Source organism: Arthrobacter sp. KUASC02 (assembly GCF_059739395.1).
Map to the genome: position 1 here is coordinate 3242985 of NZ_AP046053.1, position 14146 is coordinate 3257130.

Consider the following 14146-nt stretch of genomic DNA (forward strand, 5'->3'; position numbering starts at 1 on the left):
CAAAAAGGGAGCCGCGGCCGATGTCATCACATCGGCCACGGCTCCCGTGGAGGTAGGGCTACTCGGACTTGAACCGAGGACCTTAGGATTATGAGTCCCGCGCTCTAACCAGCTGAGCTATAGCCCCGTGCGCCCCGCGGACTGGCGGACTCGCGGCTCCGCAGGGAGCCTCCGCAGTTCCGGGGCAAAAACACTCTAGCAATAGTAGCGGCCTGATTTGCGCACCAGCCTTCCGGCGGCCGGCGGCGCAGCGGGATGACCCATCCGGGGACTACACCACTTTGTCGTCGTAGGTGGCCCCGCGGTAGAGGTCTTCAAACGTCTGAAGGGTCCCCTGGATGCTGTGCGGCTCCACCATGCAGCGGCTGGCCTTGCCCATCGCCGCAAGATCCTCGGCCGGGAGCTTCAGCACCCGGGTGATCTTCGCGGCGAGGTCGTCGCTGTCGTTGGGCGTGAAGAGGTAACCGTTCTCACCGTCGCGCACCAGGTGCGGCAGCGCCATGGCGTCCGCCAGCAGCACCGGTGTTGATGCCGACATGGCTTCCAGGGTGACCAGGGACTGGAGCTCGGCGGTTCCCGGCATGCAGAACAGGTCTGCCTTGATGTAGGCCTCGCGCAGTTCGTCGTCGCTGGCCAGGCCCAGGAACTTCACCCGCGATTCCAGCCCGAGCCGTGCCACCTGGGCTTCCAGGGCAGCGCGGACCTCGCCTCCGCCGACGATCTCCAGGTGGACGTTCAACTCGGCAGGAGTCTTCGCCACGGCATCGATCAGGACGTTGACGTGCTTCTCCTCGGCAAGGCGGCCTGCGAACAGCACGGTGGGGTGCGGGTGGCGCTCCATCACCTCGCCCTCCCGGAGTTCATAAGCGGCCGAATCGATGCCGTTGGAGAGCGGCAGGACCTTGCGCAGGAAGGCGTGCTGGTGCATGGCCTTGGCGGCAAGCGGCGTCGGCGTCGTGACGACGTCGGCCCGGCCCATGACCTTGCCCATGTCCTTCCAGGAGATACGCCCGACGATGTCCTTGAACCACTGCGGAAACGGCAGGAAGGGGTTCAGGTTCTCCGGCATGAAGTGGTTGGTGGCCACGATCCGCACTCCGCGCCGTTCGGCTTCGTAGAGCACGTGTTCGCCGATCATGTAGTGGCTCTGGATGTGCACGACGTCCGGCTTGACGCGGTCAAACAGGAGGCTGATCTCCTTCTTGATCTCCCAGGGGAACGTGATTCGGAAATACTCGTGCGTGGGAACTGAGTGCGAGCGGATCCGGTGCACGGTGCCCTCCGTGCGGAACTCGGTGAAGCTCTTGCCCTTGTCCGGCCGGCACGCGAGCACATGGACGTCGTGTCCCCGTGCCGTCATGCCCTTGGCCAGGCGGTATCCGAATTGAGCGGCTCCGTTGACGTGGGGCGGGTAGGTGTCCGCAGCAATCAGGATGGTGAGTGGTTGCTGGCTGTCGGGCATGGTCACGTGGAGAGCTCCTGGTGGTCACGGTGCGGTCAGCGCTGGCTGTGGCGGCCGGCTGTCCCTCGGCGCAGTAGCGCCGGGACTTCTGGTGAAGTCTGGGTATCACCCGCCCTAAGACACCCGCCCTGCGGCCTTGCGCGCGTCCTTCTTGCGCTTGGTCACTTCCGGATGGTGCCGCGAGAGGGCGATTACCCCCACGATAGCAAGGGAAGCGGCCGCCCCCATGGCAATCGCCAGCACGGCGTGGACATCGGGCCGCAGTTCACCGAGGATGGCGATGCCGATGGCGATGCCGACAATGGGGTCGATGACCGTCAGCCCGGCGATAACAAGATCCGGCGGCCCGCCGGAGTACGCCGACTGGACGAACCATGAACCCAGCCCGCCCGCCGCGGCGATCGCCACCACCGAATACCACTGCACGTTGAGCAGGGCCAGCCCGTTCGGGTCGAGCAGGTGCTTGCCGATGATGCGGGTCAGCACTGCCACGAAACCGAACAGCACTCCGGCCCCGAGGATGTAGATGAAGGCGCTCATCCGGTGTTTGAACACCAGGGCCAGCGTGCCGAAGAGGCCCACCGCAAGGGTGAGCAGAAGCACAATGGTGAGTTCGTCGTCGAAACTTACGTGATGGTTTTCCTGGGTCACGTTCACCGCCAGCAGGACGAAGACGGCCGAGCCGGTGACGCACGCCGAGATGGCCACCACGGTGGCGCGGTTGATGCTTAGTCCCTGGTCCTTGGCATTGACGATTGTGGTGATCACCAGGGCGATGGCCCCGATCGGCTGCACCACCGTCAGGGGCGCCGATACGAGGGCGACGGCGTTCATCGCCATGCCGGCGCACAGCAGCAACAGCCCGAAAACCCACCGCGGATTGCGGATCAGCCGCAGGAGGCCGTGCGAGCTGAGCGCAAGGCCGCCGGTGTCCGCCTTGACGGCGCTGCCCTGGCGCTGCGCACCGATGGCCAGGCAAAATGCGCCCAGCACCGCCAGGAAGACGGCGAGCCAGACCATCAGCCGCGTCCGCCGTCGTTCGAGATCCTGAGCCGGCCCTTACGGATGATGGCGCGGAAATAGTTGTAGCCGGCCACCCAGTGGCCGAGCAGTCCCAGGCCGAGGAAGATCCATGCCGCCACGAAGTAGACGTCAGTCAGCGGGATGGGAAGTTTGGCGAGCACCAGCAACGGGGTGCCCACCAGGAGCAGCGCAGTGCGGATCTTTCCGATCCGGCTGACCGGGAGGTCCGGGTGGCTGTGGAAGTAGTACAGCGAGACGGCCATCAGGATGGCGTCCGGGACCACCAGTGCGGTCAGGTACCACCATTCCACGACGCCGGCGATCACCAGGGTGACGGCCACGGCAATGAGCGCCATCCGGTCGGCAATCGGATCCATGATCCGGCCCAGCCTGGAGGTCTGGTTGAAGCGGCGGGCGATATACCCGTCCACCCAGTCGGTGCTGCCCATGACCACCAGCACGATCGTGGCCAGTGCGTACTCCTTTGGCCCCAGGACCAGCCAGATGAAGAGGGGCACACCCATGAAGCGGACCACCGTCAGGATGTTGGGGATGGTGAAGACGGCGTCACTGTCTACGTGCCGCTGGCCCGGACGCGCACCTGCATTAATGAACTTCATCCCCCACCTCCTTCCCTTCCGCTACGGCTACCTGGGCAGTGCCGGTAAGTCCTAGCCCTTGAGGAGCTTGCGGAGAAGGACGGCCAGGACGGCGGCCGATGCGACCAGGGCGGCCAGCGGCTTCCAGCGGGTTCCCAGCTCGCTCTCGCCGGCGCGGTTCAGGAGGCTGGAGGCAGAGCGGCTGAGGGATTCAGCCTGGTGGCCCGCGCGTTCCTTGCCGGCTTTCAGCTGCACTTCGGCGGCACCCAGCAGGAGCTGGGCCTGGGTCTTGACGTCAAGCTCCTCGCCGAGCTCGTCGCGGACGCCCGTGAGGTGCCGGCGGCGCTTGTCGAGGCGGCTCTTCAGTTCAGCTTCGGTGGGGGCGGGACCAAGGTCCGGCTTTGCCGCTTCCTTGGCTTCCTTCTCCGCCTTCTCCCGGGCTGCCTTCGCTTCCTTGGCGGCCTTGGCGGCCTTGGCGGCCTTGGCCTCGTCGGAGGCCGGATCCAGGACGGCCGGGTTGAATTCCGAGCCTTCCTTGACGATGCCGAGATCGTGCTTGAGGCCGCGGATCGTCTCCTCGGGCACCAGCGGCATGGCCTTCTTGAATTTGCGCATTCCGATCAGGGCTCCGATGAGGGCGATGACAAGGAACACGGCGCACACCAGGAGGGCTGCAAGCCAGGCCGGCATGATGGTGGCGAGCCCCATGATGGCCGCCACGATGAGCCCGGTGACGAGGAAGGCGAGGAACACCAGTGCGACGGCGAAAAACGCTGCAGCCACCCCGACCTGGATGCCCTTGCGCTTGATCTCGATCTTCGCGAGCGCGATTTCGTCGTTGAGCTGCCGTGGTGCCAGCTTGGCAACAAGCCTCAGAGTTTTGGGCAGCGCCGCAATACTCAGTCCGCCTGTTGTCCGGCCGCTGTGTCGTCCGCTCATCGATCCCGCCTAACTGGTTCCATCTTTGATTCGGATTCCGGTGGATTCCGGGGGCCTGCGCGGCTTCACACACTCCCCGTTGTCAAAACTATCATTCAGCTTCGGCACCTCCTTCGGGTAATAAGCCGTGGCGCGCCCTCCAACGCTGTAAAAGTATGATCCAAGGGCCCTAGGATTGGTCCCTGTGAGCATTCCCGCCAATCCGGGCGACTCCCTGAGCCGCAACCGGAAACTCCTGTACATCCTCCTGCTCGGCGCCCTGACGGCACTGGGCCCTTTTACGATCGACCTCTACCTGCCTGCCTTTCCGGCGCTGGAGGCGAGCCTCGGGGTGTCGGAGGCGGAAGTCCAGCTCACGCTGACCGGCACCACCATCGGCTTCGCCCTGGGACAGCTGGTAGTCGGGCCGCTGAGCGACAAGTTCGGCCGGAGGCTCCCGCTGATCCTTGCCACCGCGTTGCACATCACCGCCTCGCTCGGCGCGGCGCTGTCCACGGACCTTGCCACCCTGGGACTCTTCCGCGTGCTGATGGGCATCGGTGCGGCCGGCGGCGGCGTGGTGGCCATGGCCATGGTGCGGGACCTCTTCACCGGGTACGCCATGGTGCGGATGTTCTCCCGGATGGCTCTGGTCAATGGCCTGGCTCCGATCCTGGCGCCCGTGATCGGCTCCCAGCTGCTGCTGATCATGCCGTGGCCGGGCATTTTCTATTTCCTGGCCGGCTACGGCACGCTGGTGATTATTGCCGCCATCCTCCTGGTGCGCGAAACGCTCCCCCGCGAGCTCCGGGGCACGTCAGGCCTGACGGCGGGCCAGCGCTACAAGCTGCTCTTTTCGGACCGGATCTTCGTGGGCCTGCTGCTGCTGGGCGGCATGAACTTCGCCGGCCTGTTCGCCTACCTGTCCGCGTCCCCGTTCCTGTTCCAGGACGTCTACGGGTTCACGCCCCAGCAGTACGGCCTGCTCTTCGGCATCAATTCGCTGGGCATCGTGGCCGGCGTGCAGACAAGCTCCCGGGTGATCCGGCGCGTACCGCCGCAATGGATCCTGGCTTGTTCGACGGCGTGGATGTTCGTGATGGCCGTGCTGATCGTTATTTTCGACCAGCTCGGCTTCGGGCTCTGGGGTGTGATGGTGCCGCTCTGGTTCTACATCCTCGGCACTGGCTTCACGTTCCCCTGCGTCCAGGTCCTGGCATTGTCCAAGCACGGCGCCCAGGCCGGAACCGCGGCGTCATTGCTGGGAGCGGCAACGTTCATGATGGCCGGCATCGTGTCCCCCGTGGTGGGCTGGTTCGGCGACATCTCGGCGACCGTCATGGGCGGGGTCCAGGCCACGAGCATCCTGCTGGCAGCGGCTGCCCTGTGGCTGGTGGTGCGCCCGCGCACAGTGCCCTCGATCCACTGAGCTCTCGCCATCCACCGAGTGCCCCCGATCCACCCCGGTAGGCTGGAACCATGGCCAAGAGACCGCACCGCAACCGCAGGGGACTGTTCCTCGGCGCGGTGATCGGCGGCGTCGCCGGTTACTTCGCCGGCCGGGCGATGGGGAACCCGGCAATGGGCATCATCCTGGGGGCGATCGCCGGCTCCGCGCTGCTCTTCCGGGTCAACCCCGGTCCGTGGAACCGGCCCTGACGAACGCCCCGGCGGGCAATCTCCTCCAGAGGCAGGGCACGGGCTGAGTGGCCCTGTTCCGGCAATTGCCCGCGCGATAAAGTTGTTCTGTGCCCGATTGGCAGAAGCATCACCCGCCCCTTCCGGCCACATGGCAGCGCTGCGACGACGCCGGCATCCTGCCCCTGTGGTGGGAACGGCTATGCTCCCAGACAAGCCCGCAGTCGGCAGCGCTGTATGCCGCCGGGCTCTTCACGGAGGACCGGCGCCGCCCCATCGCCCAGTGGTTCAACCCGGCGTTCAACGCCGCGCTCCTGGTGGCCCCTGAGACATCCCCTGAATGGCCTGTACAGCGGTTTGGCATCTTCTACGCCCCGCCCAACAGCGGCTTCACCAGGGTGCACTCAGCGCCGCACGAATGGCACCCGCGCGAGCCGCGGAAGTCACCCACCGAGGACGAGGCCTTCCGGGCCGCCATCGCAGAGGCGGAGCGCTTCCTGCAGGTGGAGATGGACTTCGTCTGACTAACCCGCAATAAAAAAGGCCCCGCAGCCGACAGTTCGCCGGCCGCGGGGCCTGTCCGCTCCTCCTGCTGGACTTGAACCAGCAACCCTTCGATTAACAGTCGAATGCTCTGCCAATTGAGCTAAGGAGGAATGAAGCAGGTATGACATTAGCAAAGGTTTTGCCCCAATGTGAAATCGGCTCCGGCAGCGCAGCCCAATACCCCTCCCGGGTATAAAAAAGTCCCCGTCCCGGTGACCCGGAACGGGGACTGTGCGCTCCTCCTGCTGGACTTGAACCAGCAACCCTTCGATTAACAGTCGAATGCTCTGCCAATTGAGCTAAGGAGGAATGAAGCGGGTACTAGCCTAGCAAGCCCCCGTCAGGAAGTGAAATCGGCAAGCGGGCTGAGCCGAAGCTAGGCATCGGAACGCAGTGAACGGCGCTCCATTTCCAGCATCATCAGTTCCCGGTTCAGCCGCTGGAACTCCTCCGGGTGCGCCGAGGCATCCAGCCTCTGAAGCTGCCCCATCTTGTCCGCCTTGACCCTGGTGATCTGCAGTTCGAACAGCCGGGCCAGGATGTCGCGGCAGTACCTGAGCACGCCTTCCGCGTTGCTTGCCGGCAGCGGCACCACCGCCAGCTCGGAGACCAGCGGGCGGAGCGGCTCCGGCACCTCGTTCATCACCTGCTCCACCCAGCGCACCGGATCGCCGGTCAGCCCGGGCCCGGAGGCGCGCATGGCGTCGTGGACGGCCTGGTAGGCGGGGGTCCTGAACCCCGCGGCACTGAACCGGTCCCAGGTCCCGCCAGCAAGCATGGAGGGCTCCTGAAGCGCCACCTCCAGCGCCTGCCGCTCCATGGAAGCCACAGGGTCCCGGGGGTCCGGCCGGTTGAAGGACGGCACCACGCCCGACGCCGGGAGCTCGGCAATGCCCGGCGCGGCACCCTGGGCGGGGCGTCCGGGCTGCCCGGCGGACGGCCCGGTTCCGGCACCGGCGCGCTGCGGCCCCGCACCGTTGCCGGCTGGCGTTTCGCCCTGGGCGGCACGTTTGGCAGCCACGGCCACTGCGCGGCTGACCTCTTCCACGGGCATGCCCAGCCAGCCTGCCAGCTCGCGTGCGTAGGCGGGGCGGATGCCCGCGTCCCGGATCTGGGCCACCACCGGAGCGGACTCCCGGAGCGCGGCAATGCGGCCTTCCACCGTGTCCAGGTTGTGCCGCTTCAGCGTTGCCCTGATGGCGAATTCGAACAGCGGACGGCGGCTGCTGATCAGGTCCCGCACCGCCGAGTCACCCCGGGCCTGCCGCAGGTCGCACGGGTCCGCGCCGGTGGGTTCAACGGCGACGTAGGTCTGCGCGACGAATCTCTGGTCTTCCTCGAAGGCGCGGAGGGCGGCCTTCTGGCCGGCGGCGTCGCCGTCGAACGTGAAGATGACCTCTCCCCCGGTGCCGTCGTCGGACAGCAGCCGCCGGGCGATCTTGATATGGTCGGCGCCGAACGCGGTACCGCAGGTGGCCACCGCCGTCGTAATTCCGGACAGGTGGCAGGCCATGACGTCGGTGTAGCCCTCCACCACCACCAGCTGCCGATCCTTGGCGATGTTCCGTTTGGCGAGGTCGATGCCGTAGAGCACCTGGGACTTCTTGTAGAGCGTGGTTTCCGGCGTGTTGAGGTACTTGGGGCCCTGGTCGTCCTCGTAGAGCTTCCGGGCGCCGAAGCCGATGGTGTCGCCGGCGATGTCGCGGATGGGCCAGATCAGGCGGCCGCGGAAGCGGTCGTAAATTCCCCGGTTGCCTTCCGAGAACATGCCTGTGAGTTTCAGCTCAGCATCGGTATAGCCGCGGCCGCGGAGGTGCTTGAGCAGCGCGTCCCAGCCCTGCGGGGCGTAGCCCACACCGAACTGTTCGGAGGCGGCACGGTCGAAGCCGCGGCCGTGGAGGAAGTTGCGGCCCTCGGCGGCCCCGGGGGTCAGCAGCTGGGCGCGGAAGAACTCGTCAGCCACCTTGTGGGCGTCCAGGAGGCGCTGGCGCTTGCCCACTTCCTCGCGGTTGGGGCCCGTGCCGCCGTCTTCGTAGCGGAGTTCGAAGCCGATCCGGGCGGCCAGCTTTTCCACGGCCTCATGGAACGAGGTGTGGTCCAGTTTCTGGACGAAGGAGATGACGTCGCCGTCTTCTCCGCAGCCGAAGCAGTGGTACCTGCCCACCTGGGGGCGGACAGTGAACGACGGCGAGCGCTCGTCGTGGAAGGGGCACAGGCCCTTGAACGATCCCAGCCCGGCGCCCTTGAGCGTCACGTAGCCGTCGACCACTTCCTTGATGTCCGTGCGCTGGCGTACTTCGTCAATATCTTCGCGTTTAATCAGCCCGGCCACAGAGCCATCCTAGTCCTTACCAAAGGGATGGCAGGCTGCCCACCAACCGCTCGTACATGGCCAGCGCGGATCCGTCGGTGAGCGAGGCGACCTGGTCGATGACGACGCGAAGGCGGGTGCCGTCGTCGGGTGCGTCCCTCCAGTCAGCCGCGAACATCGGTTCCAGGTGGCGGTCTCCGGTGGCGTTCAGCGCCGTCACCAGGGCGTGCAGGACCTCGCGCTGGCGTTCGTAGATGGGCTGGCGGTGTTCGGTGGTCATCACGAAGGTGGTGGCCAGGCCCTTCATGACTGCGATTTCCATCACGGTATCGTCCGGCACCATCAGCTCGGCGTTGTACCGGGTCAGGTCTTCGGGGCCGTAGACGGCCCGCGTGGTCTCCAGGGCGCTCTGGCAGAACCTGCCGATCAGCTGGCTGGTCATGTTCTTCAGTGCGGCCATCGCCTTACGGCTGCCGTCGGCTTCGCGCACCCAAACGTCGGTGGCCTCGAGCCGGGCCAGGGCGGCGTCGATGGCGGCGGGGTCGTTGTGCGGCAGGTACCACTGCTTGGCGTATCCCACCACGCGGGCGCGGTGGTCCGGGTTGTCCATCCAGCGCAGCTGGAAGTGGCCGGCGACGATGGCGTCCTCGACGTCGTGGACCGAGTAGGAGATATCGTCCGCGAGGTCCATCACCTGGGCTTCGAGGCATGACCTGCGCTCCGGCGCGCCCTGGCGGATCCAGTCGAAGATGGGCAGGTCGTCCTCGTAGGCGCCGAACTTGCTGGTCCGCTGGCCGTGGATCACCGGGGCGTTCAGCGCGGACCACGGATACTTGGCTGCGGCGTCGAGGCTGGCCCGGGTCAGGTTGAGCCCGGCCGGGGTTCCGTCCGCGGCCAGGACCTTGGGTTCCAGCCGGGTCAGCAGGCGGAGGGTCTGGGCGTTGCCTTCAAAGCCGCCGATGGCGTGGGCCATCTCGTTCAGGGCGGATTCACCGTTGTGCCCGAAGGGCGGGTGGCCGAGGTCGTGGCTGAGGCAGGCGGTGTCCACGACGTCAGGGTCGCAGCCCAGCGTCCGGCCCAGTTCGCGGCCCACCTGGGCCACTTCCAGGCTGTGCGTCAGCCGGGTCCGGACGAAGTCGTCAGTGTCCGGGGCAACCACCTGGGTCTTGGCGCCGAGCCGGCGCAGCGCGGACGAGTGCAGGACCCGTGCACGGTCCCGTTCGAAGTCGGAGCGGTAGGTGGTTTTGGGCGGTTCCTCCACCCAGCGGGCGGAGTCGTGGGCTTCGTAGCCTGGCAGCACGGGCGCGGTGGTCCGGGTTTCAGCCACCTGAGACGTCCAGTTCCGCAGCGGCGATGTCGCGCGTCTGGTCGGCGTCCATCTGCCGGCTGACCAGCCAGTCCTTGGGCAGCGCGGGCTTCTTCGGGGAACCGGCACGTCCGCGCGGCCCCTCCGCATCGACGCCGGGGTACGGGGAGTCCTGATCCAGCTCGGCCAGCGTTTCGCGCAGGACCTGCAGGCTGGTCACCAGGGCCAGCCGCGTCCGCAGTTCGCTGCCCACGACGTAACCCTTGAAGTACCAGGCCATGTGCTTGCGGATTTCGCGGAGTGCTTTGCCTTCGTCGTTGCCAAAGGTTTCGACCATAAGCTCAGCATGGCGGTACACGCCTTCGGCGACCTGCCGCAGGTTGGGCTTGTGGCGCTTGTCGCTGCCTTCGAACGCGGCCTGCAGGTCGCCGAAGAGCCACGGGCGTCCCTGGCAGCCGCGGCCCACCACCACGCCGTCCACGCCGGTCTCGCGGACCATGCGGACCGCGTCCTCGGCGGACCAGATATCACCGTTGCCCAGCACCGGAATGTCCGGCAGCGCCTCGCGCAGCCGGGCGATGGCGGACCAGTCGGCCTGGCCGGAGTAGAACTGGGAGGCCGTGCGGCCGTGGAGTGCGACGGCGGCGACGCCCGAATCGCGGGCAATCCGGCCGGCGTCGAGGTACGTCAGGTGGTCCTCATCGATGCCCTTGCGCATCTTGATGGTCAGCGGGACGCCGCCCTTGGAGGCCTCCTTCACCGCGGTCTGCACGATCGAGGTAAAGAGGTCGATCTTCCAAGGCAGGGCGGAGCCGCCGCCGCGGCGGGTCACCTTGGGCACGGGGCAGCCGAAGTTGAGGTCGATGTGGTCCGCCCGGTCCTCCTCGACGAGCATGCGGACGGCCTGGCCCACAGTCACGGGGTCAACGCCGTAGAGCTGGACGGAGCGGACCTTCTCGTCGGGGTCGTGGGAGATGATGCGCAGTGATTCGGGGGTGCGCTCCACGAGGGCACGCGAGGTGACCATCTCCGCGACGTACATGCCGCCGCCGTACTCACGGCACAAACGGCGGAAGGCGGAGTTGGTGATGCCCGCCATGGGAGCCAGGATCACAGGGGTGTCCACCGTGATGGGGCCCAGCTTCAGGGGCGGGAGTTCCAGCTTAGGGGCGGGAGGCGTTGCTACAACAGTCACCCGTTCATTGTCTCAAAGCCGGGCAAATCGTCTCAAAGCCGGCCAAACCGGCGAGCCGGCGGCCGAAAACACGGGTTAAGTTGCAGTCCTCCCCCTGCTACTCCCCTTCCGCGGCCCGCCGTGCCCGCCGGCTGCCGGGCAGGGGATCCCGGGAGCTGTCCCGGGCTTCAGGGGTGCCGGCCGCGCGCGTCCGGCCGCTGCGGGAGAACTCCGTTGCCGCCGCCAGCGCGCCGGTGTCCCCGACGTCGTCGGGCGCTACGGGTGCCCGTCCGGAAGAGGTGCGGCCTGTTTCCGGGACGGACGCCTGCCTGATCCCGGTGGCCTTGACCACCAGCACCGCGATCAGCGTGGTAACGGGGATGGCCAGCACCAGGCCCACGGACCCGACGAGGGTCCGGATGACTTCCTCGGACAGTTCGGCGCTGGTCAGTGCTTCGCCGAGCGGACGGTCGTACAGCATCACGATGATCAGGATGGGCAGGGCGGCGCCCGCGTAGGCGAAGGCGATGGTGTAGACGGTGGAGGCGATGTGGTCGCGGCCGATCCGCATGGCTGAGGAGAAGAGCTGGCGGGCGCTGGTCTCCGGCGCGAGTTCGTACAGTTCCCACACCGCGGACGACTGGGTGATGGTGACGTCGTTCAGCACGCCAAGTCCGGAAATGATCAGCCCGCACAGGATGATGCCGGAAATGGAGATGTTGTCCGAGATGTTCGCCAGCGTGGCGGCGTCATGGCTTCCCACGCCCGCCAGGTTGGCCGCGTCCGTGGCCCAGGCAGCGAGGAGCGCCGTGATGCCCAGGCCGAACATGGTGCCCAGCAACGCCGTGGAGGTGCGGGCCGAGAAGCCGTGGGCGAAGTAGAGGACGCCGATCATGATCACAGTCGATCCCACCAGGGCCAGCAGCAGGGGCGGCTTCCCTTCCACCAGCCCGGGCAGCATGAACGTCACCAGCACCCCGTAGGCTCCCACGAGGCCGATCAGCGCCCGCAGACCGCGCCAGCGCGCCACGGCGATCACCACCACCGCGTAGAGGACGGCCAGCAGGATGATCGGCAGGGTGCGGACGAAGTCCACGAAGATGTAGGCCGGTGCTCCGCCCTGGCCCGCCGATGCGCCCTGCGCGTTGGACAGGTTCAGGTACCGGATGTCGTCACCCACCTTGACGCCGTGGGACTTCACCACGTCCGGGTTGATCACCACCTTGACCGGGTTGCCGCCCTTGTCCGGCTCGGTAAAGGCGAAGGTGCACTCGCTCCCCTGCTGGGCGGCGTCCTGGCCGGTGCCGGGCTGTGCGGTGGCGTTTTGGCCTGCGCTTCCCTGGATGCAGCTTTCCACCACCACCCGCTGGATCTTACCGGTGTCGAACGTCACGCCCGGGGCTGCCGCGTAGGGGCTGGCGAGCTTCAGGTCCTCCTTGTTCCCGGACGGCCACATCATGGCCATGGCCGCCAGGGTCAGGAGCGTCAGCGGAATCAATACCGCCGCGAGAAGCCAGTTGGCCCGTTTGCGGGCAGCGAGGGCCCCGGGTGTCGGATCCGAATGATCTGTGTGACCGTGGGAATGTCCGGCACCCATCAGCAGTAAAACCTCATGCCTGCACTTTACTGGGGCTTGATGTTCTGGTTGACACGGAACAGGTTCCCCGGATCGTATTTGCCTTTGATCTCCTGCAGGCGGCCGTAATTGGGTCCGTAGTTTTCCGCGACCTTGGACAAGTCATCGCCGTCCATGAAGTTGATGTAGCCCGCAGTCTCGGAGTAGGGCTGCAGCGCCGCCGCGAAGTCCCGCACCCAGGCGATGTTCGCCTCGCTTTCGGCAGGGTCCGCCCAATGGCACGCAATGACCGGGGAGAACCTGGCATTCCGGTTGGGGAAGGCTGTGTCCGCAATCCCCACATCGTGCACGGCTCCGTCAATCGGATAGATGTGCACTGCGGTCTGCACGCTGGGCACCCGTTTTCCGAACTCCGCATGGGCGTTGATGGCGCCGTCGTTGAGTTCCGTGAGGAAGGCCGCCTTCCAGTAGGCGAGGAGCCCCTTGGGATACATTCCGTCAAAGGCAGAATTCAGGGCCGGGTAGGGCATCGGCCCCACCATGGACCCCGCTACCGGCGCGGCATCGAGGAACGGCTGCCAGCGGGCCGGTCCTTCCGCCGGGTCGCCTGTCCACATACCCACGACGATGCAGACCGGCTTCCCGTGCCACTCCTCGGGAAGGAACGGAACCGGCGGTCCCTGGTGGAAGGCGAGGAAAGCGCCGAACTCGCGTGGGGCCGCCGCGATGTTCTCGCGGTAGAACTTCGCTACGGTTTCGGCGTGCTCCAGCGGGTAGATGATGATGCCGGCGTGGACCATATCCACGGGATGCAGGCGGAATTCCAGGGACGTCACGACGCCGAAGTTCCCGCTGCCCCCGCGCAGCGCCCAGAAAAGATCCTCGTTCTGGGTTTCACTGGCCGTGAGGAACTTCCCGTCCGCCGTGACGACATCGGCGGAGAGGAGGTTGTCACAGCTGAGGCCGTATTTCCGGTCCAGGTAGCCGATCCCTCCGCCGAGGGTCAGCCCCGATACGCCGGTTGAACCGACAATGCCGCCGGTGGTGGCCAGCCCGAAGGCGTGGGTGGCGTGGTTGAAGTCGGCCCACGTCGCGCCGGCCTCGGTCCTGGCCGTCTTGCCGGCCGGATCGACCCGGACGCCCCTGGTGGCGGAAAAGTCGACGACCACTGCATCGTCCGCCGTGCCAAACCCGGGCCCGCTGTGCCCGCCGCCCCGGATGGCGACGGGCATGCCGTTGTCCCTGGCGTAGTTGACGGCAGCGATGACGTCCGCCACCTGGGACACCCGCACCACGGCAGCGGGGCGCTTGTCGATCATTCCGTTGTGGACGGCGCGGGCATTGTCGTAGTCCGCGTCATCCGGTGTGACCACTTGCCCGCGAACCTGTTCCCGCAGGGCATCGAGCGATGTTGCGTTCATTTCCAGTACCGCCGATCCTCTTCGACCTCGGATCCGGCCGCCCACTTCGCATCCCATCGGGCTAACGACCGGAGCTTACGCGTCCGGCCTACTCCTCTCGGCAGGCGCCGTCAAGGGATTTCAGGAGCGAACGCAATCTTCCGGCCCGGCGGCTCCGAATGCCCATTGTGAT

12 protein-coding genes and 3 tRNA genes are annotated in these 14146 nt (G+C 66.7%); 3 read left to right on the forward strand and 12 right to left on the reverse strand.

What is annotated here, in order from left to right; genetic code table 11:
- Nucleotides 1-53 precede the first annotated feature (53 nt).
- From AC6JAC_RS15065 to AC6JAC_RS15085, 5 genes are all read right to left on the reverse strand, one after another.
- Nucleotides 54-127: transfer RNA gene (locus AC6JAC_RS15065), tRNA-Ile, on the reverse strand.
- A gap of 144 nt (nucleotides 128-271) precedes the next feature.
- Nucleotides 272-1468 carry a glycosyltransferase gene (locus tag AC6JAC_RS15070; RefSeq protein ID WP_028272126.1) on the reverse strand — a complete coding sequence of 399 codons (1197 nt, stop codon included), beginning with the start codon at nucleotides 1466-1468 and terminating at the stop codon, nucleotides 272-274.
- Nucleotides 1469-1576: 108 nt separating this feature from the next.
- Nucleotides 1577-2482 carry a DMT family transporter gene (locus AC6JAC_RS15075; protein WP_028272125.1) on the reverse strand — a complete coding sequence of 302 codons (906 nt, stop codon included), beginning with the start codon at nucleotides 2480-2482 and terminating at the stop codon, nucleotides 1577-1579.
- Nucleotides 2482-3105, reverse strand: a complete 624-nt coding sequence (locus AC6JAC_RS15080) for a CDP-alcohol phosphatidyltransferase family protein (RefSeq protein ID WP_028272124.1) — start codon at nucleotides 3103-3105, stop codon at nucleotides 2482-2484. The genes AC6JAC_RS15075 and AC6JAC_RS15080 overlap by 1 nt, the downstream gene beginning before the upstream one ends.
- 51 nt (nucleotides 3106-3156) lie before the next feature.
- Nucleotides 3157-4023: a phage holin family protein gene (locus AC6JAC_RS15085; protein ID WP_497965247.1), complete on the reverse strand. Its 867-nt coding sequence runs from the start codon at nucleotides 4021-4023 to the stop codon at nucleotides 3157-3159.
- Between the two features lie 184 nt (nucleotides 4024-4207).
- On the opposite strand from AC6JAC_RS15085, the gene AC6JAC_RS15090 reads away from it, so the two are divergent.
- The 3 genes from AC6JAC_RS15090 (at nucleotide 4208) to AC6JAC_RS15100 (ending at nucleotide 6164) form a co-directional block, all read left to right on the forward strand.
- Nucleotides 4208-5431 carry a multidrug effflux MFS transporter gene (locus AC6JAC_RS15090; RefSeq protein WP_028272122.1) on the forward strand — a complete coding sequence of 408 codons (1224 nt, stop codon included), beginning with the start codon at nucleotides 4208-4210 and terminating at the stop codon, nucleotides 5429-5431.
- Nucleotides 5432-5481: 50 nt separating this feature from the next.
- Nucleotides 5482-5661: a hypothetical protein gene (locus tag AC6JAC_RS15095; protein WP_028272121.1), complete on the forward strand. Its 180-nt coding sequence runs from the start codon at nucleotides 5482-5484 to the stop codon at nucleotides 5659-5661.
- An 89-nt stretch (nucleotides 5662-5750) separates the two neighbouring features.
- Entirely contained in the window at nucleotides 5751-6164 is a 414-nt protein-coding gene (locus AC6JAC_RS15100; RefSeq protein WP_028272120.1) for a hypothetical protein, read from the forward strand.
- 59 nt (nucleotides 6165-6223) lie between these two features.
- Here the strand turns inward: AC6JAC_RS15100 and AC6JAC_RS15105 are convergent.
- The 7 genes from AC6JAC_RS15105 to AC6JAC_RS15135 all read right to left on the reverse strand — a co-directional run bounded on the left by AC6JAC_RS15105 (nucleotide 6224) and on the right by AC6JAC_RS15135 (nucleotide 13974).
- Nucleotides 6224-6296: transfer RNA gene (locus AC6JAC_RS15105), tRNA-Asn, on the reverse strand.
- Between the two features lie 126 nt (nucleotides 6297-6422).
- Nucleotides 6423-6495: transfer RNA gene (locus tag AC6JAC_RS15110), tRNA-Asn, on the reverse strand.
- Nucleotides 6496-6562: 67 nt separating this feature from the next.
- The gene (dnaG, locus tag AC6JAC_RS15115; protein ID WP_497965250.1) at nucleotides 6563-8518 is read right to left on the reverse strand and encodes a DNA primase; all 1956 of its coding nucleotides are present in this window, start codon (nucleotides 8516-8518) and stop codon (nucleotides 6563-6565) included.
- 16 nt (nucleotides 8519-8534) lie between these two features.
- Nucleotides 8535-9824: a deoxyguanosinetriphosphate triphosphohydrolase gene (locus AC6JAC_RS15120; RefSeq protein ID WP_497965252.1), complete on the reverse strand. Its 1290-nt coding sequence runs from the start codon at nucleotides 9822-9824 to the stop codon at nucleotides 8535-8537.
- Nucleotides 9817-10998 (reverse strand): tRNA dihydrouridine synthase DusB, encoded by a 1182-nt coding sequence (dusB, locus tag AC6JAC_RS15125; RefSeq protein ID WP_028272535.1) that lies wholly within the window; start codon nucleotides 10996-10998, stop codon nucleotides 9817-9819. Before dusB ends, AC6JAC_RS15120 begins: the two co-directional genes overlap by 8 nt.
- Nucleotides 10999-11095: 97 nt before the next feature.
- A complete protein-coding gene (locus AC6JAC_RS15130; RefSeq protein WP_497965254.1) occupies nucleotides 11096-12574 on the reverse strand; it encodes a YibE/F family protein in 1479 nt (492 codons plus the stop codon).
- Between the two features lie 26 nt (nucleotides 12575-12600).
- Nucleotides 12601-13974 carry an FAD-binding oxidoreductase gene (locus tag AC6JAC_RS15135; RefSeq protein WP_028272537.1) on the reverse strand — a complete coding sequence of 458 codons (1374 nt, stop codon included), beginning with the start codon at nucleotides 13972-13974 and terminating at the stop codon, nucleotides 12601-12603.
- Nucleotides 13975-14146 lie beyond the last annotated feature (172 nt).